General features: G+C 63.7%; 28 protein-coding genes. 20 read left to right on the top strand and 8 right to left on the bottom strand.

Annotated features, from left to right (window positions below; all coding sequences use genetic code 11):
- Window positions 1–256: 256 nt before the first annotated feature.
- The 17 genes from ACZ5TB_RS13810 to ACZ5TB_RS13730 are packed head-to-tail and all read left to right on the top strand — an operon-like array spanning window position 257 to window position 15,766.
- Entirely contained in the window at window positions 257–1,183 is a 927-nt protein-coding gene (locus tag ACZ5TB_RS13810; RefSeq protein WP_464792664.1) for a VOC family protein, read from the top strand.
- Between the two features lie 9 nt (window positions 1,184–1,192).
- On the top strand, window positions 1,193–2,092 hold the full coding sequence (locus tag ACZ5TB_RS13805) for a CoA transferase subunit A (protein WP_464792665.1): 900 nt from the start codon (window positions 1,193–1,195) through the stop codon (window positions 2,090–2,092).
- Between the two features lie 11 nt (window positions 2,093–2,103).
- Window positions 2,104–2,901, top strand: coding sequence for a CoA-transferase subunit beta (locus tag ACZ5TB_RS13800; protein ID WP_464792666.1), 798 nt, complete (start codon window positions 2,104–2,106; stop codon window positions 2,899–2,901).
- Window position 2,902: 1 nt separating this feature from the next.
- Window positions 2,903–3,805 carry an enoyl-CoA hydratase gene (locus ACZ5TB_RS13795; RefSeq protein WP_464792667.1) on the top strand — a complete coding sequence of 301 codons (903 nt, stop codon included), beginning with the start codon at window positions 2,903–2,905 and terminating at the stop codon, window positions 3,803–3,805.
- Window positions 3,805–4,893 (top strand): NAD(P)H-dependent flavin oxidoreductase, encoded by a 1,089-nt coding sequence (locus tag ACZ5TB_RS13790; RefSeq protein WP_464793255.1) that lies wholly within the window; start codon window positions 3,805–3,807, stop codon window positions 4,891–4,893. The genes ACZ5TB_RS13795 and ACZ5TB_RS13790 overlap by 1 nt, the downstream gene beginning before the upstream one ends.
- An 18-nt stretch (window positions 4,894–4,911) precedes the next feature.
- On the top strand, window positions 4,912–5,661 hold the full coding sequence (locus ACZ5TB_RS13785) for an enoyl-CoA hydratase family protein (RefSeq protein WP_464792668.1): 750 nt from the start codon (window positions 4,912–4,914) through the stop codon (window positions 5,659–5,661).
- The gene (locus ACZ5TB_RS13780) at window positions 5,661–6,815 is read left to right on the top strand and encodes an acyl-CoA dehydrogenase (protein WP_464792669.1); all 1,155 of its coding nucleotides are present in this window, start codon (window positions 5,661–5,663) and stop codon (window positions 6,813–6,815) included. Before ACZ5TB_RS13785 ends, ACZ5TB_RS13780 begins: the two co-directional genes overlap by 1 nt.
- A 14-nt stretch (window positions 6,816–6,829) precedes the next feature.
- A complete protein-coding gene (locus ACZ5TB_RS13775) occupies window positions 6,830–7,870 on the top strand; it encodes an acyl-CoA dehydrogenase family protein (protein WP_464792670.1) in 1,041 nt (346 codons plus the stop codon).
- A 2-nt stretch (window positions 7,871–7,872) separates the two neighbouring features.
- A complete protein-coding gene (locus ACZ5TB_RS13770) occupies window positions 7,873–9,024 on the top strand; it encodes an acetyl-CoA C-acetyltransferase (RefSeq protein WP_464792671.1) in 1,152 nt (383 codons plus the stop codon).
- A 16-nt stretch (window positions 9,025–9,040) separates the two neighbouring features.
- Window positions 9,041–9,694, top strand: coding sequence for a gamma carbonic anhydrase family protein (locus ACZ5TB_RS13765; RefSeq protein WP_464792672.1), 654 nt, complete (start codon window positions 9,041–9,043; stop codon window positions 9,692–9,694).
- Between the two features lie 6 nt (window positions 9,695–9,700).
- Window positions 9,701–10,606, top strand: coding sequence for an SDR family oxidoreductase (locus ACZ5TB_RS13760; RefSeq protein WP_464792673.1), 906 nt, complete (start codon window positions 9,701–9,703; stop codon window positions 10,604–10,606).
- Window positions 10,606–11,682: an acyl-CoA dehydrogenase family protein gene (locus ACZ5TB_RS13755; protein WP_464792674.1), complete on the top strand. Its 1,077-nt coding sequence runs from the start codon at window positions 10,606–10,608 to the stop codon at window positions 11,680–11,682. The genes ACZ5TB_RS13760 and ACZ5TB_RS13755 overlap by 1 nt, the downstream gene beginning before the upstream one ends.
- On the top strand, window positions 11,679–12,470 hold the full coding sequence (locus ACZ5TB_RS13750; protein ID WP_464792675.1) for an SDR family oxidoreductase: 792 nt from the start codon (window positions 11,679–11,681) through the stop codon (window positions 12,468–12,470). Before ACZ5TB_RS13755 ends, ACZ5TB_RS13750 begins: the two co-directional genes overlap by 4 nt.
- Window positions 12,471–12,474: 4 nt before the next feature.
- Window positions 12,475–12,939 carry a MaoC family dehydratase gene (locus ACZ5TB_RS13745; RefSeq protein WP_464792676.1) on the top strand — a complete coding sequence of 155 codons (465 nt, stop codon included), beginning with the start codon at window positions 12,475–12,477 and terminating at the stop codon, window positions 12,937–12,939.
- A 59-nt stretch (window positions 12,940–12,998) separates the two neighbouring features.
- Window positions 12,999–13,373 (top strand): steroid Delta-isomerase, encoded by a 375-nt coding sequence (locus ACZ5TB_RS13740; RefSeq protein ID WP_464792677.1) that lies wholly within the window; start codon window positions 12,999–13,001, stop codon window positions 13,371–13,373.
- Between the two features lie 17 nt (window positions 13,374–13,390).
- Window positions 13,391–14,593: an acetyl-CoA C-acyltransferase gene (locus tag ACZ5TB_RS13735; RefSeq protein ID WP_464792678.1), complete on the top strand. Its 1,203-nt coding sequence runs from the start codon at window positions 13,391–13,393 to the stop codon at window positions 14,591–14,593.
- A gap of 3 nt (window positions 14,594–14,596) precedes the next feature.
- Entirely contained in the window at window positions 14,597–15,766 is a 1,170-nt protein-coding gene (locus tag ACZ5TB_RS13730; protein ID WP_464792679.1) for an acyl-CoA dehydrogenase family protein, read from the top strand.
- Between the two features lie 42 nt (window positions 15,767–15,808).
- Here the strand turns inward: ACZ5TB_RS13730 and ACZ5TB_RS13725 are convergent, their stop codons facing one another.
- The 4 genes from ACZ5TB_RS13725 to ACZ5TB_RS13710 form a co-directional block, all read right to left on the bottom strand.
- Entirely contained in the window at window positions 15,809–17,050 is a 1,242-nt protein-coding gene (locus tag ACZ5TB_RS13725) for a CaiB/BaiF CoA transferase family protein (protein ID WP_464793025.1), read from the bottom strand.
- Window positions 17,051–17,203: 153 nt separating this feature from the next.
- Window positions 17,204–18,316 carry a helix-turn-helix transcriptional regulator gene (locus ACZ5TB_RS13720; protein WP_464780103.1) on the bottom strand — a complete coding sequence of 371 codons (1,113 nt, stop codon included), beginning with the start codon at window positions 18,314–18,316 and terminating at the stop codon, window positions 17,204–17,206.
- A gap of 51 nt (window positions 18,317–18,367) precedes the next feature.
- Window positions 18,368–19,243 (bottom strand): HpcH/HpaI aldolase/citrate lyase family protein, encoded by an 876-nt coding sequence (locus ACZ5TB_RS13715; RefSeq protein ID WP_464793024.1) that lies wholly within the window; start codon window positions 19,241–19,243, stop codon window positions 18,368–18,370.
- The gene (locus tag ACZ5TB_RS13710) at window positions 19,243–19,392 is read right to left on the bottom strand and encodes a hypothetical protein (RefSeq protein WP_464793023.1); all 150 of its coding nucleotides are present in this window, start codon (window positions 19,390–19,392) and stop codon (window positions 19,243–19,245) included. The genes ACZ5TB_RS13715 and ACZ5TB_RS13710 overlap by 1 nt, the downstream gene beginning before the upstream one ends.
- A 232-nt stretch (window positions 19,393–19,624) precedes the next feature.
- Here ACZ5TB_RS13710 and lptB point away from each other — a divergent pair, with 232 nt between their 5' ends.
- Together lptB and rpoN are read left to right on the top strand one after the other, a co-directional pair.
- Window positions 19,625–20,410, top strand: a complete 786-nt coding sequence (gene lptB / locus ACZ5TB_RS13705) for an LPS export ABC transporter ATP-binding protein (protein ID WP_464789627.1) — start codon at window positions 19,625–19,627, stop codon at window positions 20,408–20,410.
- A 51-nt stretch (window positions 20,411–20,461) separates the two neighbouring features.
- Window positions 20,462–21,970, top strand: a complete 1,509-nt coding sequence (gene rpoN, locus ACZ5TB_RS13700) for an RNA polymerase factor sigma-54 (RefSeq protein WP_464793022.1) — start codon at window positions 20,462–20,464, stop codon at window positions 21,968–21,970.
- Between the two features lie 171 nt (window positions 21,971–22,141).
- Here rpoN and ACZ5TB_RS13695 read toward each other — a convergent pair whose 3' ends face one another.
- Together ACZ5TB_RS13695 and mgtE are read right to left on the bottom strand one after the other, a co-directional pair.
- Window positions 22,142–22,540: a DUF1489 family protein gene (locus ACZ5TB_RS13695; RefSeq protein WP_464793021.1), complete on the bottom strand. Its 399-nt coding sequence runs from the start codon at window positions 22,538–22,540 to the stop codon at window positions 22,142–22,144.
- Between the two features lie 40 nt (window positions 22,541–22,580).
- Window positions 22,581–24,014 (bottom strand): magnesium transporter, encoded by a 1,434-nt coding sequence (gene mgtE, locus ACZ5TB_RS13690; RefSeq protein WP_464793020.1) that lies wholly within the window; start codon window positions 24,012–24,014, stop codon window positions 22,581–22,583.
- A gap of 157 nt (window positions 24,015–24,171) precedes the next feature.
- On the opposite strand from mgtE, the gene ACZ5TB_RS13685 reads away from it, so the two are divergent.
- On the top strand, window positions 24,172–24,624 hold the full coding sequence (locus ACZ5TB_RS13685) for a peptidylprolyl isomerase (protein WP_464780096.1): 453 nt from the start codon (window positions 24,172–24,174) through the stop codon (window positions 24,622–24,624).
- Window positions 24,625–24,667: 43 nt separating this feature from the next.
- On the opposite strand, the gene ACZ5TB_RS13680 is transcribed toward ACZ5TB_RS13685, so the two are convergent.
- Both ACZ5TB_RS13680 and ACZ5TB_RS13675 read right to left on the bottom strand, forming a co-directional pair.
- A complete protein-coding gene (locus ACZ5TB_RS13680) occupies window positions 24,668–25,324 on the bottom strand; it encodes a hypothetical protein (protein ID WP_464780095.1) in 657 nt (218 codons plus the stop codon).
- Window positions 25,324–25,902 carry a hypothetical protein gene (locus tag ACZ5TB_RS13675; RefSeq protein ID WP_464780094.1) on the bottom strand — a complete coding sequence of 193 codons (579 nt, stop codon included), beginning with the start codon at window positions 25,900–25,902 and terminating at the stop codon, window positions 25,324–25,326. The genes ACZ5TB_RS13680 and ACZ5TB_RS13675 overlap by 1 nt, the downstream gene beginning before the upstream one ends.
- Window positions 25,903–26,121: the final 219 nt, after the last annotated feature.

The raw sequence follows: 26,121 nt of genomic DNA, 5'->3' as shown, positions 1-26,121 counted from the left end.
ATTTGCTATATGCGTAGATTATGTAAACTGCTATTACGCAAACTGTCAAGGCAAACAGGGCTTGCGCATTTGGGCCGTTGCTTATAGGCGGATTGGGAACGAATTGCCATAAGCTCGTGAGCGCGCTTAACTGCGCCTCCCCCAGCAAGTGCAAAACAGGCGGCAGCGCTTGCCATATGCGTATGGGGAAGGTCATTTTGCAACGCTCTGCGGCAGAGCATGGCTGGCAGACAGGAAAGAAGGCGAGGCGCTTGAAATGGCAGTGATATCGCTAGGCTATGTGGTGATCGAGGCGCGGGAGCTCGGGCCGTGGCAGGATTTTGCCTGCAATATCGCAGGACTGATGGCGGCTCCTTCGCCGGACGAAGACGTCGCACTGTTCCGCATGGACGACCGGCCCTGGCGCCTCATGGTGCAGAAAGGCGCGGCCGACCGCTTCGTGGCGCCGGGCTGGGAATGCGCGAATCGTGACGCCTTCGAATCGGTGCTGACCCGCCTCGAGGCAGCAGGCCGTCCGGTGGAACGGGCGGGCGTCATGGAAGCACGTGGCCGTCAGGTCTATGAACTGGCCCGTTCATCGGACCCTGCGGGCAATCCGATGGAAATCTTCTACGGCCGCTTCGTCGACTATGCCCCCTTCGTCTCGCCCGCAGGCGTCAGCCGTTTCGTCACCGGCAGCCCGGACGGCGCGGACGGCGACATGGGGATGGGCCATGTCGTGCTGACCGCCCCCAATTTCGACGAGACCCACAGCTTCTACAAGGACGTCATGGGCTTTGGCGACACCGACCTTGGCCGCTTCTACCTGATGGGCGGCGGCGCAGACGATCCGGGCGTGGGCTTTGCTTTCCTGCACTGCAACCCGCGCCATCACAGCCTGGCGCTCGGCCAGCTGCCTGAAAGCCCCAATGGCGCTGTCCACATGATGCTCGAGGTCGGCTCCCTTGAGGATGTCGGCCGCGCCTATGACCGGGTCTTGAAGAGCAAGGGCAAGGTGCCGCTCTCGGCGACGCTTGGCCGTCATGTCAACGACAAGATGACCAGCTTCTACATGCAGACGCCGGGTGGATTTGACATCGAATATGGCTGGAACGGCCTGGTAATAGACCCGGCGACATGGGTCCCCACCACCAGCCTTTCTGTAAGCGACTGGGGCCATAAATGGGCTCATGAGCAGGACTGACGCAAAAGGATGACTGACATTATGCTCGACAAGCGCATGACGGTGGACGACATCGTCGACCAGATTTCCGACGGGATGACCATCGGCATCGGCGGGTGGGCCACGCGCCGCAAGCCCATGGCGCTCATTCGCGCCATCGCCCGGTCGAACCTGAAAGACCTCACCGTCATGGCGGGCTATGGCGGCATGGACATCGGCCTGCTCGCCGCCACCGGCAAGATCAAAAAGCTGGTCTTCGCCTTTGCCAGCCTCGACCATTATCCGCTTGAGCCGCATTTCCGCAACGCCCGCCAGGCAGGCAGCTTCGAGGTGCTGGAGCTGGACGAAGGCATGTATCATTGGGGCCTGCGCGCAGGCGCGATGAAGCTGCCCTTCCTGCCGACCCGCGTCGGCATCGGCACCGACATCATCACGCAAGACGGCTTCGACTTCAAATTCGTGAAGAGCCCCTATGCCGATGGCGAGGAATTCGTCGCCATGCCCGCGCTGGTGCCCGACATCGCGCTGATCCACGCCCACCGTTCCGACGAGCGCGGCAACCTCCTGACGCTGAGCAAGGACGCGCTGTTCGACGAACTGCTGGTGCGTGCGGCAACCAGGAGCTACGCCACGGTCGAGAAGATCGTACCGACGGCGCAGCTCGATATGAAGAAGAACAGCCGCTACAATCTGGTCGAGCGGGCGATGATCACCGGCGTGGCCGAGGCGCCGCTGGGCGCGCATCCGTCGAGCGCCGATCCCGACTATCAGCTCGATCTCAAGCACATCAAGACCTATGTCGAAAGCGCCGCCTCGCCCGAAGCGTGGGCCGAGTATAAGGCGAAATATATCGACGTGTCCGAAGCTGATTATCAGGCAGCGATCGGCGGCGCGGACGCCGTCAAGCAACTGCCCGTCCCCATTTACTGAGCGAGACTGACATGACCCAGAATAGCTATTCGCTCGCCGAACTGGTCATCGCCGCCTGCGCCGAAGTCTGGCGCGACGATGGTGAAGTGATGGCGACCGGCATCGGCCCCCTGCCCCGCATCGGTGCGGGTCTGGCCAAGCTGAGCTTTGCGCCCGCGATCCAGACCACCGATGGCGAGGCCTGGTACACCAGCGAGCCAGTCGGCCCCGGTAAGCGTACCGCCGAGCCTGAGTTCGAAGGCATCGCCAATTATGACCGCGTGTTTTCCGCGCTGTGGAGCGGACGCCGTCACGCACTGGTCGGGCCGGTGCAGATCGACCGCTTCGGCCAGGCGAACATTTCGGTGATCGGCGATCATAAGAAGCCCAAGGCAGCGATGCTGGGCGCGCGCGGTTTTCCGGGCAATTCGATCAGCCATCCCAACAGCTTCTTCTTCCAGAACCACAACAAGCGTGCGTTCGTGGAAGGCGAAGTCGATTTCGTCTGCATGGCGGGCTACAACCCGGCGCGCTACCGCAATGGCGGTCCGCCCCAGGGTCTGGACCTGCGCCGCATCATCACCAATTTGTGCGTGATGGATTTTGGCGGCCCCGATCACCAGATCCGCGTGATCTCGCTGCATCCGGGCGTCACCTTCGAGGAGGTACAGGACAATACCGGCTTCCCGCTGGCAAAGGTCGATGGCGAAATCCCGACCACCCCTGCACCGACGGCCGAGCAGCTGGAACTGATCGCCAAGATCGACCCGAACAACGTCCGTGCCACCGTGTTCAAGGACAACCCGGCCGGAGACAGAAGGGCAGCCTGAGATGAACGAGACCGACCGCCTGGTCGAACCGCAGCAGGTCGACATTGTTTACGAGACGGACGAGCCGGTCACCTATGAGGTGATCGACAACGTCGCATGGATCATGATGAACCGTCCGGGCTTCAACAATGCCCAGAACGGCCAGATGACCTATGCGCTTGATGACGCGTTCGTGCGCGCCGTGAACGATGACGATGTGCGCGCGATCGTGCTGGGCGGCAACGGCAAGCATTTCTCGGCAGGCCACGACATCGGCACGCCCGGCCGCGACGTGCACCAGCATTTCGAGAACCGGCTGCTGGTGCCCGGCCATGTCAACAAGCCCGCCGCTGAATTGCTCTATACCCGCGAGAAGGAGCAATATGTCGGCATGTGCCGCCGCTGGCGCGACGCGCCCAAGCCGACCATCGCGATGGTGCAGGGCGCGTGCGTCGCGGGCGGGCTGATGCTCGCCTGGGTGTGCGACCTCATCGTCGCCACCGACGACGCCTTCTTCCAGGACCCGGTCAACCGCATGGGGATACCGGGCGTTGAATATTTCGCCCATGCCTATGAGCTCCCCCCGCGCGTCGCCAAGGAATTCCTCCTTTTGGGCGAACGAATGAGCGCGCAAAGGGCCGAGAGCTTCGGCATGGTCAACAAGATCGTCTCGCGCGAGGCGCTGCGCGAGACCGTCGCGGGACTCGCGGCCAAGCTGGTGGCGCAGCCGCGCCTCGGCAACTGGCTCACCAAGCAGGCGATCAACCATGTCGAGGAGCTGATGGGCAAGAGGAACGCGATGGAGGCGCAATATCATATGCACCATTTCGCCCATGCCCAGAATGACCTGGTCCAGGGCAGCTCGATCGCGGGCCTGGACGCCAAGAAGATGGCGGAAGCGAATAAGAAACAGGCGAGCGAATGATGGGCGATCCGCTGCACACCATATTGACCGAACGGCTTGGCTGCCGCTGGCCGATCATCCAGACCGCGATGGGCTGGGTCGCCGAGCCTTCGCTGGTGATCGGGTCGAGCAATGCAGGCGCGTTCGGTTTTCTGGGCGCAGCGGTGATGACGCCGGACGAAGCGCGCGAAAAAATCCTCGCCGTGCGCAAAGGCACCGACAAGCCCTTCGGCGTCAACTTCCACAGCTTTCAGCCCGGCGCCGACCAGATTGTCGAGCTGATCCTCGCCAACAAGGATCAGGTGCGCGCGGTCAGCTTTGGCCGTGGCCCCAATACCAAGATGATCGGCCGTTTCAAGGATGCGGGCATCCTGTGCATCCCCACCGTCGGCGCGGTCAAACATGCGCAGAAGATGGTCGAACTGGGCGTCGACATGGTCAATGTACAGGGCGGCGAAGGCGGCGGGCATACGGGGTCGGTGCCGACCACCGTGCTGCTTCCCCAAGTATTGGACGCAGTGAACGTGCCGGTGATCGCCAGCGGCGGCTTTGCCGACGGGCGCGGCCTTGCCGCCGCGCTTGCCTATGGCGCGGTCGGCATCGCCATGGGCACGCGCTTCCTGCTGACCAAGGAAAGCCCGGTGCCTGACAGCGCCAAGGCGGAATATCTCAAAGCCTCGACCGACCGGATCGTCGTCACCACCAAGCTCGACGGCATCCCGCAGCGGATGGTCCGCACCAAGCTGATGGACCGGATCGAAAAGTCCGGGTCATTGGGCATGTGGCTGCGCGCGATCGAGGCGGGCATGGCGATGAAGAAGCAGACCGGCGCGAGCTGGATGGATTTCATCAAGTCGGCGCGCGGCATGACCGCGCATGGCGCGATGCCATTGAAGCAGGCGATGATGGCCGCGACCATGCCGATGCTGATCCAGAAGGCGGTGGTCGATGGCGACATCGAACATGGCGTGATGGCGACCGGCGTCGTGGGCGGGCGGATTAGCGAGGTCCCGACCTGCCAACAGCTGGTCGACCGCATCGTCGAAGAGGCGCATGACCGCCTGGCCGCGCTCGCCGCGATGGGCCGCGAAACCGCCAGCGCCGCCTGAGGAAAAGGGACTTAAAAGATGCCGATCACGCTGACCATCAAGGGCGCCATCGCCGAAATCCTGTTCGACCATCCCCCGGTCAACGCCTTCGACACCAAGGGTTGGGAATCGATCCCGGCCATGGTTTACGAAGCTGCGGCGAACGAAGATGTGAAGTGCATCCTGATCCGCGCGGAAGGCCGGGGCTTCTGCGGCGGCGTCGACATCAAGGAGATGGCGGCCCACCCCGAGCGCATCGCCAAATTGAACAAGGATAATTACCTGACCTTCAAGGCGATCCGCGAATGCGCGATCCCCGTGGTGGGCGCGCTGCATGGCTTCGTTATCGGCGGCGGCGTCAATATCGCGGGCGCGTGCGACGCGCTGATCGCGGCGGAGGGGGCCTATTTCTCGCTGCCTGAGATCGATCGCGGCGCGATGGGCGGCGCGGCCTTCATGAGCCGCATGCTCCCGGTCCAGATGGTGCGCGCCAATTTCTTCACCGGCGGGCGCATTCCGGTGGAAGACGCCTACCGTCACGGTTCGGTGCACAAGGTGGTGCCGCTGGAGCAGCTCAGGGACGAGGCCTACGCCTTTTGCGAGGTGATCGCGTCCAAGAGCCGCGCCGCGCTGGTCATCGCCAAGCAGGCGCTCAACCTGATCGAGCCCACCGACCCCTCGGCCCATTACCGGATCGAACAAGGCTTCACGCTCGAAATGTACATGCATGAAGACAGCCAGAAGGCGCGCGACGCCTTCGTGGAGAACAAGGGCGCGGCGAAATTCTGATGGACCTCACTTACACCCCCGAGCAGCAGGCGTTCCGCGCCGAAGTCCGCGCCTGGCTCGAAGCCCATGTGCCCGGCGAGCCGCTGGAGCATTTCGACGCCACGCGCGAGGGTTTCGAGGCCCACCGCCAATGGGAAAAGACCCTGAAGTCCGGCGACTGGGGCATGGTGACATGGCCCAAGGAATATGGCGGGCGCGGCCTTGACCTCATCCAGTGGCTGATTTTCGAGGAAGAATATTATCGCGCGGGTGCGCCGGGCCGCGTCAACCAGAATGGCATTTTCCTGCTGGGTCCGACGCTGATCGAATTCGGCACCCATGAGCAGAAGCAGCGCTTCCTGCCCAAGATGGCGTCGGGCGAGGAAATCTGGGCGCAAGCCTGGTCCGAACCGATGGCGGGCTCAGACCTTGCCGGCGTGCGCGCGACGGCGGTTCGGGATGGCGACGACTATATCCTCAACGGCCACAAAATCTGGTCGAGCCGCGCGGTGTTCGCCGACTGGGCCTTCGGCTTGTTCCGCGAGCCGGGCTCCGAGCGCCACAAGGGAATGAGCCTCATCTTCTTCCCGCTGAACGCGCCGGGCGTGACGGTCAACGCGATCAAGAAGATCAACGGCCATGTCGGTTTTGCCGAGATTTTCCTCGAAAATGTCCGCGTCCCCGCCTTCAATCGCCTCGGCGACGAGGGTCAGGGCTGGCATATCTGCATGGCGACAGCAGGCTTTGAACGCGGCCTCATGCTGCGCTCGCCCGCCCGCTACCAGGTGGCGGCAAGCAAGCTTGCGGAACTGTGGCAGGCGAACAAGGAAACCGCCGACCCCGCGCTCGAAGCCGATGTCGTGCGCGCGCACATGAATGCCGACGCCTATGCGCTCAACATCTACCAGACCGCATCGCGGCTGATGGCGGGCGCCAAGATCGGGCCGGAAGCCTCGACCAACAAGATTTTCTGGTCGGAATTGGACATTCACCTGACGCAAACCGCGCTCGCCATATTGGGGCCGCAGGCCGAACTGACGCACGAAGCGCCCGGCGCTGGGGCCGTCGACTGGATCGACGACTATATCTTCGCGCTCGCCGGACCCATCTATGCGGGCTCCAACGAGATTCAGCGCAACATCATTGCCGAGCGCATGCTCGGCCTGCCGCGCTAAGGGGGAACAGAGAAATGGATTTCACCCTCAGCGATGAACAGCTGATGTTCGCCGAGACGGCGCGAACCCTGTTCGCCGACAGCTGCACGCCCGATCATTGGCGCAAGATGATGGAAGCGGGCGTCGCACGCGACGATGCGCGCTGGGCCTCGATCGTCGAGACCGGCCTCACCCTGGTGCTGCTGCCCGAAGAAGCGGGCGGCATCGGGCTTGCCGAGACCGACTTTGCCCTGATCGCGCAGGAGGCCGGTTATGTTGCTCTGCCTGAGCCGCTGATCGAGAGCGCAGGCGTCGCCGCGCCCTTGCTTGCCGCGTTGGCACCCGAGCATGAACTGCTCAGCGATCCCAATGCGACGATCGCCATCCAGCATCCGTCGAACCCCTATGTCGCCAATGCCGACAGCGCAGGCGGCATCCTCCTGCATGCCGATGGCGAGGCCTGGCTCGCCACGCCCGATCAGGTGACGCTGACGGCGCAGCCGAGCATCGATCCCTTCCGCCGCCTCTTTTCGGTCGAGTGGAGCAAGGAGAAGGCGACGGCTCTGGGCAAGGCCGACTGGGACCTCGCCTTCGACCGCGCCGCCCTCTTCAACGCCGCCTTTGGCCTCGGCCTTGCCCAGCGTTCGGTCGACCTCGCCGTCGATTATGCCAAGGAACGCCAGCAGTTCGGCAAGCCCATCGGCAGCTATCAGGCGGTCAAGCATCACCTGGCGTCCGCCCAGGTCGCGATCGAGTTCGCCAAGCCCGTGATCGCCGCCGCCGCCGCCGAAATCAGCGCGCGCGACACGCAAGCCCGCGCCCGCGTCAGCCATGCCAAGCTGGTCGCGCTCGAAGCCGCCGACAAGGCCGCCCGAGCCTCGATCCAGGTGCATGGCGCGATGGGCTATAGCTGGGAGGTGGACGTCCACCTGTTCCTGAAACGCGCCCTTGCCCTGACGCAAAGCTGGGGCACCCCCGCCACTCACCGCGCGCGCATCGCCACGCGCATCTTCACCCAGCCCATGGGGCCGGACCAGACCTTTGCCAGAGACGCTGGACAAAAGCAGGAAGCTTGAACATGCCTGAAGCCTATATCGTCGATGCCGTCCGTTCGCCCATCGGCCGCAAGAAGGGCAGCCTCGCCGCCGTCCATCCCGCCGACCTTGGCGCGCACCCGATCCGCGAACTGGTGAAGCGCACCGGCATCGATCCGGCGGGCGTCGATGACGTGGTGTGGGGCTGCACCGAAACCATCGGCGGACAGGCGGGCGACATCGGTCGCACCGCTTGGCTGGTCGCTGGCCTGCCTGAAGAAGTGCCCGGCGTCACCGTCGACCGCCAGTGCGGCTCCTCCCAGCAGGCCGTCCACTTCGCCGCGCAGGGCGTGATGAGCGGCACGCAGGATCTGGTCGTCGCGGGCGGCAGCCAGGCGATGAACCAGATTCCGATCATGGCGGCGATGATCGCTGGCGCGGCATATGGCTTCGACAGCCCCTTCCACGGGTCGAAGGGCTGGGTCGAGCGCTATGGCATGGAAGAGGTCAACCAGATCAAGTCCGCCGAGATGATCGCCGACAAATGGGGCATCAGCCGTGAAGCGATGGAGCAGTTCGCGCTCGCGTCGCACCAGCGCGCGCAGGCGGCCTGGGACAATGGCTGGTTCGACAAGGAAGTGGTGGCGCTTGAGGGCCTGGCCCGCGACGAAACTATCCGCCCGACCACATCGTTGGAGGGCCTCGCGTCATTGAAGCCGGTCAATGAAGGCGGCATCATCACCGCAGGGGTAGCCAGCCAGAATTGCGACGCCGCCGCCGCGCTGCTGATCGCCAGCGAGCAGGCGGTGAAGGACCATGGTCTCACGCCCCGCGCGCGCATCCATCACCTGTCGGTTCGCGCCGCCAACCCGGTATGGATGCTGACCGGCCCCATTCCGGCGACGCAATATGCGCTCAAAAAGGCGGGCATGAGCATTGCCGACATCGACCTTTTCGAATGCAATGAGGCGTTCGCCAGCGTCACCATGGCCTGGATGAAGGAACTCGCTATCCCGCACGAAAAGGTCAATGTGCAGGGCGGCGCGATCGCGCTTGGTCACCCGATCGGCGCCACCGGCGCGCGGCTCATGACGACGCTTCTCAACGCCCTTGAGCGCACCGGCGGCCGCTATGGCCTCCAGACCATGTGCGAAGGCGGCGGCCAGGCCAACGTCACCATCATCGAGCGGCTCTGACGGGAAAGCGCGTCCCATGCCCGCCTACGCCTATCAGGGGATCACCCCCGTGGTCGATCCATCGAGCTACGTCCATCCGCTCGCCTCGCTGATCGGTGACGTGATCGTCGGGCCGGGCTGCTTCATCGCGCCCGGCGCCTCGCTGCGGGGCGATTTCGGGCGGATCGTGGTGGAAGGCGACAGCTCGATCCAGGACAATGTGTCGGTCCATGCCAACCAGCTGCGCGACACCATCATCCGCCGGGGCGCGACCATCGCCCATGGCTCGATCATCCATGGCTGCGAGATCGGCGAAAATGCCCTGATCGGCATGAACGCGGTGATCCTCGACAATGCGGTGATCGGCGCGGAAAATCTCGTCGCCGCCCTTGCCCTCGTCAAGTCCGACACGGTGACGCCCGAGCGCAGCCTGGTCGCGGGCAATCCCGCCAAGGTCGTCAAGAGTTTCGAGCCGCAGCAGGTGACCTGGCGCAACAATGGCGAGGGGGAGTATCAGAAGCTCGCCCGCGCCGCGCTCACCGAGCTTGTCGAAGCGCAGCCGCTCAGCCAGGCGACCCCGGAGCGGCTAAGCCAGCGCAGCCAGTCAGAGGCCGTCGCCGTGCGGCTTTCGGGCGCAACCGCGCAACTGCGCGAAGAGCGCGCCGCTCAAGATGCTATAGCCAAGGAGTAAGACAAAGTGGGTATCTGCGAAGGACGTGTTGCGATCGTGACCGGGGCGGGCAATGGCCTTGGCAAAGCCTATGCGCTGGGCCTCGCCGCACAAGGCTGCAAGGTCGTCGTCAATGACCTTGGCGTCGGCACCCATGGCGAGGCAGGCGCGACCAAGGGCGCGGCCGAGCAGGTCGTGGACGAGATCCGCGCGATGGGCGGGGAAGCCGTCGCCAACACCGACGACGTCGCTGAATGGGAATCGGGCAAGCGCATGGTCGAGCAAGCCCTCGACAGCTTCGGCGCGCTTCATGCCGTGGTCAACAATGCAGGCTTCGTGCGCGACCGCATGTTTTTCACCTGCTCCCCCGAAGAATGGGATGCAGTGATCCGCGTCCATCTGCGCGGCCATTTCTGCACCTCGCGTCACGCCGCCGAATATTGGCGCGCTGAGGCGAAGGCCGGTAACCCGGTCGATGCGCGCATCATCAACACGACCTCCGGCGCAGGCCTGCAGGGCTCGGTCGGCCAGTCGGCTTATTCGACGGCCAAGGGCGGCATCGCGACGCTCACCCTGGTGCAGGCCGCCGAGCTGGGCCGTCTCGGCATCACCGCCAATGCGCTCGCGCCCAATGCCCGCACCCGCATGACCAATACCGGCGCGTTCGACATGGACGCAAAGGAAGGCGAGTTCGACCTGTTCGCGCCCGAAAACATGGCCCCGCTGGTCGCCTATCTCGTCTCCGAACAGTCGAAGGGGGTGACCGGTCAGGTGTTCGAGCTGAAAGGCGGTCAGGTCTTCCTCTCGCAGGGCTGGACCGACAGCCCCGCCTTCGACAAGGGCGCGCGGATTGAAGCGAGCGAGATGGACGCGATCGTGCGCGGGCTCCTCCAGACCCGCGAGCCTGCAAAGCCCGTTTACGGAGCCGCCTGATGGACTTCGCGCTCAGCGACGACCAGCGCGCGATCCAGGAAACGGCGCGTGACTTCCTGACCGACGCCGCCAACCCCGACGTCATCCGCGCCGCCGTCGAAGGGGCGAGCGGGTTTGACGAGAGCCTGTGGGCCAGCCTCACCGAAATGGGCTTTACCGGGCTCATGATCCCGGAAGGCTTTGGCGGCCTGGGCCTGGGCGCGGTCGAAATGGCGCTGGTGCTCGAGGAAACCGGCCGGGTGCTCGCACCCGTCCCCTTCTTCGAGACCGCCGTACTTGCGGTGCAAGCGGTGCTCGCCGCAGGCAGCGAAGAGCAGAAGGCGGCGCTGCTGCCCCGCCTCGCGTCGGGCACGCGCGCCAGCTTCGCGGGCACCGCAAGCCGCCCGACCCTGTCGAACGGCAAGCTGACCGGCACGGCGGAGTTCGCAACCTTCGCCCATGTCGCGCAGCTGATCGTCGTGGCCACCGCCGACGACAGCCTCGTCGTGCTGGAAGCGGACGCCCCCGGCCTTGCCATCGAAGCACTCCCCAGCCTCGACCGCACCCGCCGCTTTGCCACGCTGAGCTTCGATTGCGACGTGACCGACGCCATGATCCTCGGCGCGCCCGGCAGCGCCAAGGCCGCAATCGAACGCACCCTCACCATCGGCGCAGGCCTGCTCGCCGCCGAACAGACCGGCGGCATGCAGTACAGCCTCGACGCCACGGTCGACTATGCCAAGCAGCGCGTCCAGTTCGGCCGCCTCATCGGCTCCTTCCAGGCCTACAAGCATATGCTCGCCGACATGATGCTGCTCGTCGAAGCCTCGCGCTCGGCCGCTTATTATGCCGCCGCCGCGATCGACGAAAATGGCGAGGAACTGGCCGAAGCCGCCCATGCCGCGCGCGCCTATGTCACCGACGCCTATTGCTCGGTTTCGGGCGATGCCATCCAGCTCCATGGCGGCATCGGTTTCACCTGGGAACATCACGCCCACCTCTATTTCAAGCGCGCCAGAGCTTGCGCCAGCTGGCTCGGAACCCCCGACCAGCATCGCGAAGCGCTCGCCAAGATCATCATGAAGGACGCCGCATGACCCCGACCTCGCCTGTTCCCCCCTATCCGACCCCGCTCGGCATGCTCAAGGGCAAGACCGTGGTCGTCACTGCGGCCGCTGGCACCGGCATCGGCTTTGCCGCCGCCAAGCGCGCGGCGGAAGAAGGGGCAAAGCTCCTCATCAGCGACTTCCACGAACGCCGCCTCAATGAAGCGGCCGACCGCATCGCCGACGAAGCCAAGGTCGAGCGCCCCGCTGTATTTGTGTGCGACGTCACCAGCGAGGAAGCCGTGCAGGGCTTGCGCGATGCATCGCTCTCCGCATTGGGTAAGGTCGATGTCCTCATCAACAATGCGGGCCTGGGCGGCGAGGCCGACATCGTCGACATGACCGACGAGCAGTGGGCGCGCGTGTTCGACGTGACGCTGACCTCGCTGTTCCGCATGACCCGCGCTTTCCTGCCGTCGATGTACGCCAACAAGTCGGGCGTCATGGTCAACAACGCCTCGGTGCTGGGCTGGCGCGCGCAAAAGGGCCAGGCTCATTATGCCGCCGCGAAAGCAGGGGTCATGGCCTTCACCCGCTGCGCCGCGATCGAGGCGGCCGAACATGGCGTGCGCATCAATGCGGTCTCGCCAAGCCTTGCCATGCACCCGTTCCTCGCCAAGGTGACGACCCAGGAAGCATTGGACAAGCTCGTCGAGAAGGAAGCCTTCAAGCGCCCCGCCGAGGTCTGGGAAATCGCCAACGTCATGATGTTCCTTGCCTCTGATCTCTCCTCCTACATGACCGGCGAGATCGTCGCGGTCTCCAGCCAGCGGGCCTGACGCGATGGCAACCATCTTCGAAACGCCGCGCGCGCTGCTGGGGCAGGAGGGCGTCAAGCTCGACACCGCCGATTGGCTCACCATCGACCAGTCACGCATCGACGCCTTTGCCGACTGCACAGGCGACCATCAGTGGATCCATGTCGATCCGGTGCGCGCCAAGGACGGTCCGTTCGGCGCCACCATCGCCCATGGCTATCTGACGCTTGCCCTCGTCAACCTGTTCATGCCGCAGATCATCGAGGTCCGCCGCTTCTCCGCAGGGGTCAATGTCGGCATGGACAAGACCCGCTTCCTCAGTCCAGTGGTCGTGGGCTCGCGCATTCGCGGTACCGGCGAGATCGTCTCGGTCGAGGAAGTGAAGGGCGGCGCCATTCAGGCCGTGATCCGCGTCACCGTCGAGATCGAAGGACAAGACAAGCCCGCCTGCGTGGTCGACACCATCAACCGCTATTTTCCGGAAAGCTGAGCTTGGGCGCCGCCCTCGCCCTCTGCCTTCTCGCCGCCAATCCCGTTGGAGCCAAAACCATGCCTGATCCCGTCAAGATGGAAGCCGCCGTCCACGCCTATGTCGCCGCGTTCGAGGCGGGCAGCGCCGACCAGGTGGCCGCCCTCTATGCCCCAGACGCGACGGTCGAAGACCCGATCGGCTCCCCCATCCACCATGGCCGCGAGGCGATCCGCGCCTTCTATGCCGAGTCCATGAAGACCGGCGCGAAATTGAAGCTTGAAGGCCCGGTCCGGGTCGCGGGCGACTATGCCGTCTTCCCCTTCTCGGTGAACCTCAACTATGATGGCGGCCACAAGCGCATCGACGTCATCGACACCTTCCGCTTCAACGAAGCCAATGAGGTCGTCGAAATGCGCGCCTATTGGGGTCCCACCAACATGCACGGCTTTTAATCCAAGGATCGATACACATGCGTGAAGCAGCCATCATCTCCACCGCCCGCACTGGCGTCGGCAAAGCCTATCGCGGCGCGTTCAACGACACCGAAGCGCCGTTCATGTCCTCGCATGTCGTGGACGCCGCCATCGCCCGCGCCGGGATCGATCCCGCCCGCGTCGATGACGTGTATCTGGGCGTCGCCAACCAGTGGAACACGCAAAGCTACAATGTCGGCCGCCTGACCGTCCACGGATCGGTCCTGCCCGACACCACCGCCGGCTTCTCGATGGACCGCAAATGCTCGTCTGGCCTCAACGCGCTCGCCTTTGCTGCGCGCGGCATCATCGCCAACGAGATCGACTGCGCCGTCTCGGGCGGCGTCGAGAATGTCTCGCTCACCATCGACAAGCATTATCCCGCCTTCCGCAACCGCTCCGAGTTCATCAAGGCGCGCGATCCCAACGCCTATATGGTGATGATCGAGACCGCCGAGATCGTTGCCGAGCGTTACGGCATTTCGCGCGAGGATCAGGACCGGTTCGCCGCCCAGTCGCAGCAGCGCGCCGCCGCCGCCCAGGCAGCAGGCAAGTTCGATGACGAGATCGTGCCGATCACGGTCACCAAGGCCCTGTTCGACAAGGAAGGCAATGAGACCGGCAAGGAAGAGCTGACCCTGACCAAGGACGAGGGCATCCGTGCAGGCACGACCTATGAAAAGCTCGCCGAACTGAAGCCCGTGTTCAAGAACGGCTCGGTCATCAAGGAAGGCAAGCATGTCACCGCAGGCAATGCCAGCCAGCTGTCCGACGGCGCCTCGGCCCAGGTGGTCATGGACCTCGCCACCGCGCAGAAGGAAGGCCTGCCCATCCTCGGCATCTATCGGGGCTTCCAGGTCGCAGGCTGCGGCGCGGACGAGATGGGCATCGGCCCGGTGTTCGCCATCCCCAAGCTGCTCGAGCGCACGGGTCTGAAGATCGACGACATTGGCCTGTGGGAACTCAACGAAGCCTTCGCCAACCAGGCGATCTATTGCCAGCGCACCCTCGGCATTGACCCCGAAAAGCTCAACGTCAATGGCGGCGGCATCGCCATCGGCCATCCCTTCGCCATGACCGGCAGCCGCCTCGTTGGCCATGCCCTCATCGAAGGCAAACGCCGCGGCGTCAAATATGTGGTCGTCTCCATGTGCGTCGCGGGCGGCATGGGCGCGGCCGGTCTGTTCGAGGTCGCCTGATCCATGCAACTCGCCTTCGCCCCTGAACTCAAAGCCTTCCGCGAGGAGGCCGCGAGCTGGCTCAACGAACAGCTCGCAGGCCCGTTCAAATCCATTCGCGGCCAGACCAACCAGGTCGATAATGTCGAGGAACGCCGCGCCTGGGAAGCAGCCCTCGGGGCTGCGCGCTGGAGCGTCGTGGGCTGGCCTGAGCAATGGGGCGGGCGCAATGCCTCGATCGCGCAGCAGATCATCTTCGCCGAGGAATATGCCCGCGCGAAAGGTCCGCCGCGCGCCGGGCATCTGGGCGTAGAACTGCTCGGCCCCACGCTGCTCGCCATGGGCACCGAGGAGCAAAAGGCCCGGTTCCTCCCCGACATCGCCCATGGCCGCGCCATCTGGTGCCAGGGCTATTCCGAACCCGGCGCGGGCTCCGACCTTGCCAACGTCAAGACCAAGGCCCGTCTCGAAGGCGACAAATACATCATCGACGGGCAGAAGATCTGGACCTCGATGGGCACCATCGCCGACTGGTGCTTCGTGGTTGCCCGCACCACGCCGGGCAGCGTCGGCAACAAGGGTCTCTCCTTCCTCATGGTCCCGATGGACCAGCCCGGGGTCGATGCCCGCCCGATCCGCCAGATGACCGGCGAGGCCGAGTTTGCCGAGGTGTTCTTCGATGGCGCGCAGGCGCTCGCGATCGACCGCATCGGCGAAGAAGGCGAAGGCTGGAAGGTCGCCATGGCCCTCCTTGGGTTCGAACGCGGGGTCTCCACGCTGGCCCAGCAGATGCACTTCCGCAACGAACTCGATGAGATCATCGCCATCGCCAAAGCCAACGGCAAGGCACAAGACCCCCTCACCCGCCAGAAGATCGCCACCGCCCATGCGGGCCTCAAGATCATGCGCTACAACGGCCTGCGCATGCTCTCCGACGGCGAAGGCGCAGACCTCTCCGGCGCCGCTTACACCTACAAGCTCTACTGGTCCCGCTGGCACGTCGCCCTCGGCGACCTCGCCATGGAGGTCATGGGCCAACCAGGCGAAATCGGCGTCAACGACGAACGCATGGGACCCCTCACCACCATGCACCTCATGTCTCGGTCCGACACCATCTATGCCGGAACAGACCAGATCCAGCGCAACATCATCGCTGAACGCGGACTAGCTATGCCAAGAGAACCTAGAGGGTGAGGAATATCCGGCGGCCCCATAAGAGCCGCCGGAGCCACCCGATCAGATGATCTTCGATTCTTGCAGTTCGGCGATGCGCGCTTCGTCATAGCCAAGCTCACCCAGAACCTCGGCGCTATGTTCGCCCAGAAGCGGCGGCGCGCGGCGGATCGTCGCCGGAGACTCCGACATATTAGCCAGCGGACTTCCGATCAGATCGACCGTACCGACCTCCGCCCAAGGATGCGGCGTCGTCACCCGAAGACCGCGATGCTGGACCTGCGGATCTTCCCAAACCTCAGGCAGCTCATTGTAGCGCGCGGCGGGAATGCTCACCTCATCGAACTTCGCCTGAAGCTCTTCAGAGGTGAAGCCACGGCTCCATTCATTGATGATGTCCATCAGCTCCAGACGGTTCAACTTGCCGCGCTTGAAATTCTCATCGAAGCGGGGATCCTGATATAGTTCAGGCTGGCCCATCAGCACCGTCAATCGCCGCCAATGCTCGTCGCCGCCAGCGGTGAGATACAGCATGCCATCCTTGGTATGAATGAGATCGGCGGGACCACCGCCATTGCCGCCATTGCCCAGGCGTGGCGGGACCACGCCACTCAGCAGATAATCCTGCATGATATGGCTGACCATCGCCACCGAACTATCCAGAAGGGCGATATCGATATGCTGCCCTTCACCAGTCTGGTTACGATGCTGGAGTGCCGCCAATATGGAAATGGCGACATTATGGCCGGTGATGAAATCAACGAGGCTCGGTCCCGCCTTGAGCGGCCCGGCTCCCGGTTGCCCATCCGGAATGCCGGTGACGGCCATCATCCCGCCCGTCGCCTGAAACAAACCATCATAGCCCGGCCGCGCAGCCATCGGCCCCGTCTGGCCAAAGCCTGTCACCGAACAATAGATAAGGCGCGGGTTGATCGCCTTCAGGCTCTCATAATCCAGCCCGAACCGCTTCAGATCACCGACTTTGTAATTTTCAATCAGGACGTCGGCCGTCTCCACCAGCTTGCGCAGGATTTCCTGCCCCTCGGGCTTGCTATGGTTCAGCGTAATCGACCGCTTGTTGCGGTTAGCCGCCGTGAAAAAGCCCGCTTGGCGGACATTCATTCCATCTTTGCCCTTCACCTCGGCAAGACCATAGACCCGGCCATCGTCTCCGACGCCCGGACGTTCCACCTTGATCACGTCGGCGCCCAGGTCGCCCAATATCTGCGCGCCCACGGGTCCGGCCAGCACGCGAGTCATGTCGATGACGCGGATGCCTTCGAGGGCTGCCTTCTTATTGCTCATAGTCGCCTGCCCCTCCAAATTGATATGCGTAGCATTGGGCGGCCCTTTATCCACTTTTCCGTCAAAGCGCCAGACGACAGGCCGCGAAACTTGCAGCCGAACGGCGAAAAATCTGCTGTTTCAAAACAGCGGAAATGGCTGGATCGCCCACCATCACGCAAAGGGTGCCAGCCCGGTGAGGATCAGCCGCACCAGATCCGCCTGCCCCTTCGCCCCCGTCTTTTCATATATCCGCTTGGAATAGTTACGCGCCGTTTCCGTGGTCAGATTAAGCTGCTCACCCGCTCCAACGATGCTCTCGCCCAAACTCAGCGCGTGAGCGAGTGCCGCCTCGCTGCCCGACAAACCATGCAGCGCCGCCAAAGTCCCCGCCGCCGCCTGCGCAGGTTCGCGACGGGCGGTACGCGCTATGCCGATCACAGCGGGCAAGGCGCACGGTTCGCTCAGCGCTAGGTCCGACTTGCGCAGCAGCAGGTCGATATCCCTGCTATCGTCGATCCGGATTACCCGCGTCGCGCCCGGCGGCGCCGACGCCATTTCCGCGCAGGCCCGGTTGAGCGCATGGGTAGCGTCGGGCAACAACTGCAACCGCCGCTCCGGACTTGGCCCCGGCTTGATCGTAAAGGCCAGAATCGCCTCGGCCGCAGGATCAGCGGCCATCACCCGACCGCCCCAATCGAACGCCAGTTGCGCGACGCCCAACCGCGACAGCGCGCCCTGCGCCATGGCAACCTGCAATCGCGCCTCGATCAATGCCACCAGCGTCCGCAGCGCCGCAGCGAAATGCGGGGCAATGCTCGACAGCACGGCAACGGCAGACGCAGAAAAATCCTCCCGCTCTCTCACCAGCAGGAAATGTGCATCGGCCACCCCGCCCGCTGCCACGCGCAGCCATCGGCCATAGCGGATGTTCATTTCATTCAGCGCCTCGCGCTGCCGCGCCAGTTCATCCGCGTCATCATAATTCAGCATCTCGTCCAGCGCATAGACGCGCCCCGGACGCAGCGATCCATAAGGATGCAGGCGCAAGGCTTCCAGACGCCGGAAATCCAGAGGCGGCTCCTGCGACGCACGCGGGGCGGCGATGTGGATGACGGTCGGTTCCTGCTCAGGCATGGCATTGGCCAGTGAGACGATCAGGAAAGCCCGCCGCGCATAGGTGCGCCCCACCAGATTGCGGATAAAAGCGCCAAAAGGCGGGCTTTCATGAATACCGTCCACCAGAGGCAGGAACAGCTCATTCTGATCAGCCCAGAGAGAACCCATGTCTACCCTCTCCCATATGGGAGAGGGACCGTCAAGCCGAGCGGGCCGGACTTAACAGCGCGCCAGCAGCGCCTGCGCTTTTTTTAGATGAGGCCGGTCGATCATCTTGCCATCCAACGTCAGGACCCCGGCGCCGGGATTGGCCGCAAAGGCATCGACTACCGCCTGTGCCCGCGCAATCTCCTCTTCCGATGGCGTAAAGGCGGCATTGATCACGGGAACCTGATCAGGATGCACGGCCATCATGCCCAGAAAACCGTCGCGCGTGCCTCGCTGCGCATAGGCCGCGAGACCGTCCAAATCCCGAATCGCCGGATACACCGTCTCGATCGGCGCCACATCAGCCGCGCAGGCGGCAAATAGCGTGAGCGCACGCGCCATCTCATAAGGTGGAGTATAGCTGCCATCGGCATGCCGCGCGGAAAGGGCGCCAATCGCGGCAGGCAAATCTTCCGCACCCCAGGTAAGGCCCGCCAGCCGCCCCGCCACATCGCCATATTCACCCAATCGGAAGATCGCCTTGGGCGTTTCCGTGGCAATGGGCAGTATCAGCGCCCGGTCATCGCCCCTTTGGCGCAATCGTTCATCCAAATCCCCGATCGACGCCGCACCCTCTGCCTTGGGCAACATGATCCCGGCGGGGCGGCCATCGATCACCGCGTCGAGGTCGGCATCGATCAGTCCGCTATCAATCGGATTCACCCGGACGAAAAGCATGACTTCGCTGTCCGCAGCTTCCTTCAGGAACGCCGCAACCTCTTTCCGCGCGCCTACCTTGGCGCCGATGGCGACAGAATCCTCAAGGTCGAGGATCAGGGCGTCCGCGCCACTTCCCAACGCCTTGCGCATTCGTTCGGGCCTGTCACCCGGTACGAACAACAATGATCGCAAGCGCCCCGACCGGGGGGTTCCAGTTTCATCACCCATCAGGCGGCTACCTCCTGTTTGACCGCAGCATAAAGCGTCGTGCGCAGTCCGGCAAAACGCCGCGCCGCCGCGACTGTGCGGTGGGGAAATTGCCCGTGCGCGCCACCTACGGCCCGCGTGATCGACTCGTCCATCAACACCCCGCCCAAATCATTGCTCCCGCACCAAGCATGCCTTCTTCACCCAGCTTGACCCAACTTGCCGCGACCAGCGGCAGCCCTGACCCCTGCAGCCCACCAAATCAAGCTTTTGACGCCCTGGATGCCAAGATCACCGATTTTCCCCTTGCCCCGAGCGCCATCCCATGCACAAAGCTTGCCAATTGCCTCGGCCGCGCGAGTATTTTACTCGGCGCTAACCATGTCGCAGCAAGGGTGAGTAATGGACGACGTCGTGATTCAGGATAGACAGAGCGCCAGTACGCGCATGTCCGCTCAGGAAGTGAGCGACGGCCTATCCGTCGTCTCCATCGCCAAAAGCTATGACAAGCGCGCCGTCCTGACCGACGTATCGCTGACGGTGGGCAAGGGCGAGGTGGTCGGCCTGCTCGGCCCGAACGGCGCGGGCAAGACGACCTGCTTCTATTCCGTCATGGGTCTGGTGCGCCCGGATCATGGCCGCATCATCCTTGACGGTGAGGACATCACCGGCCTGCCCATGTATCGCCGCGCTATCCTGGGCCTTGGCTATCTACCGCAGGAAACGTCCATCTTCCGGGGCCTCACCGTCGCCCAGAATATCAGTGCCGTGCTGGAACTGGCGGAGCCCGACAAATCCGCCCGCGACGCTCGCCTTGCCCAATTGCTCGACGAATTCGGGCTCACCCGGCTCGCTAACTCGTCCGCCATGGCGCTGTCCGGCGGTGAACGCCGCCGCTGCGAAATCGCCCGGGCGCTTGCCGCCAATCCGTCCATCGTCCTGCTCGACGAGCCTTTCGCGGGCATCGACCCCCTGTCCATCGCCGACATTCGCGACCTTGTGAAGCAGCTCAAGACGCGGGGAATCGGCGTCCTCATCACCGACCATAATGTCCGCGAGACGCTGGAAATCGTCGATCGCGCCTGCATCATCTATGGCGGGCAGGTGCTCTTCACCGGCAGCCCGACCGAACTGGTCGCCAATGCCGAGGTCCGCCGCCTCTATCTGGGCGAGAATTTCTCGCTCTGAGATGACTGGTCCCCGCCCTTCCCTTCAGCATGACAGCAAAGGGTTTGGCTGATGGCGCTCGGGCCTCGTCTCGACCTGCGGCAAAGCCAGTCGCTGGTTATGACGCCGCAGCTTCAACAGGCGATCAAACTGCTGGCCCTCTCCAATCTCGAAATCGACGCCTTCGTCGCGGCTGAGCTTGAAAAAAACCCGTTGCTGGAGACGGGCGGCCCCCTCGATAACACTCCCGCCGCTGATGGCATAGACGCGCAGATCGACCTCCCATCGCTCGCTCCCGAAACCGGCGCAGTTGACGCCCTGATCGGTCAGGGCCACGCCGAGTCCGACGCACCGCTTGATGTGGATTACACCGCCGAAACCTTCATCGACGATGGCCCGTCCGACCGCGCCGTCAGCGCCGTGGGATCAGGCGGCTCCGACATGCTTCAGGGCGGCGGCGAGGCCATAGACTTCGACAGCTTCGCCAACCCCGACCTTGGCCTGCAAGAACATCTGATGGATCAGGCCCGCAGCGCTCTTGATGGCATGGACCTGCTCATCGCCACGCAATTGATCGGCCAGATTGACGAGGCGGGCTATCTGGAAGCCAACCTCCTCGAAACCGCCCACGCTCTCGGCGTCCCGCTCGCGCAGGCGGAAGAGGTGCTGGACGTGATCCACAGCTTCGATCCCACCGGCGTCGGCGCCCGCTCACTCGCCGAATGCCTGACGCTTCAGGCTAAGGAGGCGGATCGCTACGACCCCTGCATGGCAAAGCTGCTCGACAATCTCGACCTGCTGGCCCGTGGCGCCCTGCCCCAACTGCGCCGCATCTGCGGCGTGGATGAGGACGATATGGCCGACATGATCCGCGAACTGCGCGGCTATGATCCAAAGCCTGGCCTGCGCTATTCCACCGATCGCGCCGCGCCTGTGACCCCCGACATCTTCGTCAATCCGGCGCGCGATGGCTGGTCGATCGAAATCAATAGCGCAACCCTCCCCCGCCTGCTCATCAACCGCAGCTATTATGTGGAACTCGCATCCGGCCCGCAGAACCGCGCGTCAAAGGCGTGGCTCGCCGACTGCCTCGCCAGCGCCAACTGGCTGGTGAAGGCGCTCGACCAGCGGCAAAAGACGATCATCAAGGTCGCGACCGAAATCGTCCGCTGCCAGGAAGATTTCTTCCGCAAAGGCGTCGCGCATTTAAAGCCCCTGACGCTCAAAATGGTGGCCGAAGCCATCGGCATGCACGAATCCACCGTCAGCCGCGTGACGTCGAACAAATATCTATCCTGCCCGCGCGGCGTCTATGAGCTCAAATATTTCTTCACCAGCGGCGTCGCGGCGGCCAGCGGCGACGGCGCCGTGTCCGCCGAAGCGGTAAAAAGCCACATCAAGGCCCTGATCGCCACCGAAGCGCCCGACGCGATCCTGTCCGACGACACGCTAGTCGATCTGCTCCGCGCCAAAGGCATGGACCTCGCGCGTCGTACGGTTGCGAAATATCGAGAGTCCTTGGGAATAGGCTCCTCGGTGCAAAGGCGCCGCCAAAAAGCGCTTCAAGGCAAAGCTGCCTAACCCACCACGCCCATTTAGTTGAACCTGTCGCAGGGCCGGACCGCCAGCACACAAACCCCACCTCCGTTCGGGCTGAGCCTGTCGAAGCCCTTCACTTCGGTTTAAATGCTGGATTCAAGAAGTAGAGCCCTTCGACAAGCTCAGGGCGAACGGACGTTATTTCCACGAAAATCAAACCAACCCCAACCGCGCCAACTCCCCCAGCATCGCGGGCGGCATAGCGTCCAGATCATCCTCCTCGCCCGACCCCAGATCAGGCGGCGCGTCCTTCTCTTCCAGATAGCGCCACCCCTGATGCGCCCGCTTCGGCGCACCGCGCACCGCGATCAGTCGCGGCTCCAGCCTGATCCAGAACCGCCCCTGCCCCGTTTCCTGAAACCCGATCAGCGGACTGCGCCCCACCAGCCGGTGCTGATGTATCCAGTAAAGCGACCCGCCCTCCATCTCCGTCACCCGCTTCGGCAAATAACGCGTGGTCAACCGCGCCTCTTCGCCATGACTTTCCAGCCAGGCGCGCAGCGTCGCAGGGCTTTCACTGCCAAAGGCGATCTTGGTGAGATGAAGCGGCATCAGCAGAAGATGGGCGCTGAACGCGAACGGTCAAGCCCCGTCACAAACCCCAGATCGTCGCCAGCCCCAGAAAGGAAAAGAAGCCCATCACATCGGTCATTGTCGTCACGAACACTGCCGAAGACACCGCCGGATCGATATCGAACCGGTCGAGCGTCACCGGCACCAATATCCCGGCAAGTCCCGCGACCAGATTGTTAATCAGCATCGCCATGGCAATGACAAGGCCAAGGTCATGATTGCCGTAGATCAACCCCACCGCGACGCCGATCAATATTCCCAGCGCCGTACCATTGGCGCTCGCAATCCGAAACTCTCGTGCAATCTGCCGGATCGTGTTGGAACTGGTCAGCTGATTGGTGGCCAGCGCGCGCACCGCCACCGCCATGGTCTGCGTCCCTGCATTCCCGCCCATGCCGGATACGATCGGCATCAGCACCGCCAGCACCACATATTTGGAAATCGTTTCCTGAAACAGCCCGACCACAGACGCCGCCAGGACCGCCGTGCCCAGGTTCACCACCAGCCAGGACAGCCGCGTCCGCACCGTTTCCAGGATCGGCTGGTTGATGTCGCCCTCGCCCGCACCCGACAGGCGCAAGATATCCTCGCCCGCTTCCTCGGAAATGATGTGAACGATGTCATCGACCGTGATCATACCGACCAGCCGCCCGCTCGCATCCACGACAGCGGCGGAGATCAGCGCATATTTCTGGAAGCGCAGCGCCACTTCTTCCTGATCCATATCGACCGGGATCAGCGTCTGTTCGCGCTTCATGACATCCGCCATCGCGATCGCGCGCGGACAGGTCAGTATCCAGCTCAGCTGACAGGTGCCGATCGGCTTGTGCGCCTCGTCCACCACGAAGATTTCCCAGAAATCCGTCGTCAGGTCACGATTGTCGCGCAGATAGTCGATCACCTGGCCGACCGTCATATGTTCGGGCACCGCGACCAGATCGCGCTGCATCAAACGACCGGCGGACTCCTCCGGATAGGCCAGCGCGCTTTCGATCGCCGCGCGATCTTCCGGCTCCATCGCATCGAGGACGGCCTGCTGATCGGCCTCCTCCATATCCTCGATGATCGCGACGGCATCGTCGGTGTCGAGTTCAGCGGCAAAGTCCGCGACCTGCTGCGGCTCCAGCGCGTCGAGCAAGTCGTCGCGCACATAGTCGTTCAGCTCGGACAGCACTTCCGCGCCGACCAGATCGCCCAGCGCCGCCGCCACCTCGCCACGCCGGTCTGACGGGGTAAGCTCCAGAAGGTCGGCAATATCCGCCGGGTGCAGCGGCGACACCAGCTCGCGCGCCCGGTCGCGGTCGTCATCCTCCACCGCGTCCAGCACGGCGGAAACAAAGTCCGGCCTCAGCCGGTCGTCCTCATCATGACGGGATTCCGCCTGTTCGACGGCCTTTTCGTCAACAGGCAGTTCGTCCGGCCGGGGTTCGGCCATATCGGCTCGCTCGCTCATCGCGTCCCCTACTGTCCGGTTCCTGTAACATTTGGCTGCTTTTGCTCATGAACGGGATAAATGCAATGCCTCAAAGATTGATTGAGGCGCTTCCATCCCGGTCCTAACGCTCTATATGGACCAACATTTCCCCACTCCCCCGAAAGAGGAGATTTTCATGGCCGACGAAACGCTTACCCTCACCCTCGACAGCGGCGGCGACGTCGTCATCAAGCTGCGTCCCGATCTGGCGCCCGGCCATGTCGAACGCATCACCCAGTTGGCGAAGGAAGGCTTTTACGACGGCGTCGTGTTCCACCGCGTCATCGCGGGCTTCATGGCGCAGGGCGGCGATCCGACCGGCACCGGCATGGGCGGGTCGAAGCTGCCCGACATCAAGGCTGAATTCAGCCGCGAACCGCACGTCCGCGGGGTCTGCTCCATGGCCCGCTCGTCCAACCCGAACAGCGCGAACAGCCAGTTCTTCATCTGCTTCGACGACGCCACCTTCCTCGACGGCCAGTACACCGTCTGGGGCGAAGTCACTTCCGGCATGGAACATGTCGATGCCCTGCCGAAGGGCGAACCGCCCCGCACGCCGGGCAAGATCCTGAAGGCGACCGTTTCCTGATCAGGCGCGAGGGCGAGCGGAGTAATGTCCGCTCGCCCCGATATCATCGCGCCGCTGAGGCGTTGTTCCCGACCTCAGTCTCGCCCTCAACCGGCGCGACATAAGGCCCGATCGTCTCGATATGCCACCGCCGGTCGGCTTCGCTGGCCCCCGGCACGTCATTGACCCGGCGCAGCGTCACCTGACGCAGCATATACCAGGGCTTCCCATTGGCCGCGAGCCGCCCGTAAACCTGCACCGGCACCGTCACGTAAAGCGACCCCGCCGCGCCCTCCATTTCACTGGGCGCCCCGACATGCGCATGGATTTCGCTGAAATTCCGGAACCGCCGGGCAAAGGCCTCGTCATCCTCCGCACCAACCGCGCCTGTCTGGTTCCAAAGGTCCTGCGCATCGTCGAAGCGGCGTTCCTCCAGCAAGCCATAATAGCCCTGCACGACCTGCGCAGCGCCCTGCGGCCCCTTGGGGTCGATCGACCCTTCCTCGATCGGTGCGGCATCCGGCGGCAATCCACCCGGCGTGCCCGGTTCAGGCGGCCTCAACGGCTCCAGCACCTCCTGCGCCTCGGCGCGGAAGCTGTTTTCCACCTGCGTCGCATTGGCGCCGTTGGCGAGATTGTCGATCGCGCTTTCCTCCCGCCCGTCACAGGCGGCGAGCGAGAGGCATGCGATTAGCGTTACAGCGCCCCACCCAGCCCGCATCAGCGACGCAGCGTCCCGCGCCAGTGGTTCCCATCAGAACTGCCATTGCCGGAGCTGGAACCTGAGCTGGAACCCGATCCAGACCCGGATCGTCCACCACCCCAACTTCCACGCGGGCTACCCGCGCGCGGCTGGCTCTGAGTTGCCGGAGGAGCGGCCGTGGCATCATTCCTGTCCCGCCCGCGCCAGCGCCCATCTCTCACGGGGCGCCCGTCGCGATAGAGCCGACCATCTTGTGGCCGCGCCAAACTGCCGCGCCAATGATCGCCTCGTTCATTGCGACGGCCTTCCCAATAGCGGCGCTGATCATCGTTCCAGCGATGGCGTCGGCCACCACGATCAAACACATAATAGCCGCTGCCGGGATAATAATAATCCCCGTACCATCCATAGCCGGGGCCGTAATAGCCCGAACCATAATAGCCGGGGCCATAATAATCGTCGTAATAGCCACCGCCATAATAGCCTGATCCCACGCTCACGCCGCCATAATAGCCGTCATCATAGGCGCAGCCGCCCAGTGCCACCGCACTGGCAAGGCTAATCGCAGCCAGAAACTTCTGTCCGGACCACGTCATTGCCTTTCTCCTTTTCTCCAATACAGACAGGATAACGTCTGCAGGTTGAATTGGTTGTGAATGAAAGCCGAACTCTGTTCGTCGCGTGTCGGTATTCATGTTCATCCGACCTTCATCTTATTGGATAGATTAACATTTCTGACAGCGGGCACGTATCGACGCGCCCCTTATTATCGGCTCGCGCCTCCCTTTATGGGGAGGTCAGGGGTTCGGGGCGGC

The sequence above is a fragment of the Sphingobium sp. TomTYG74 genome, from assembly GCF_055393875.1.
The sequence above is the reverse complement of the archived record's forward strand: the minus strand, read 5'-3'. Positions and strand labels throughout refer to the sequence as shown.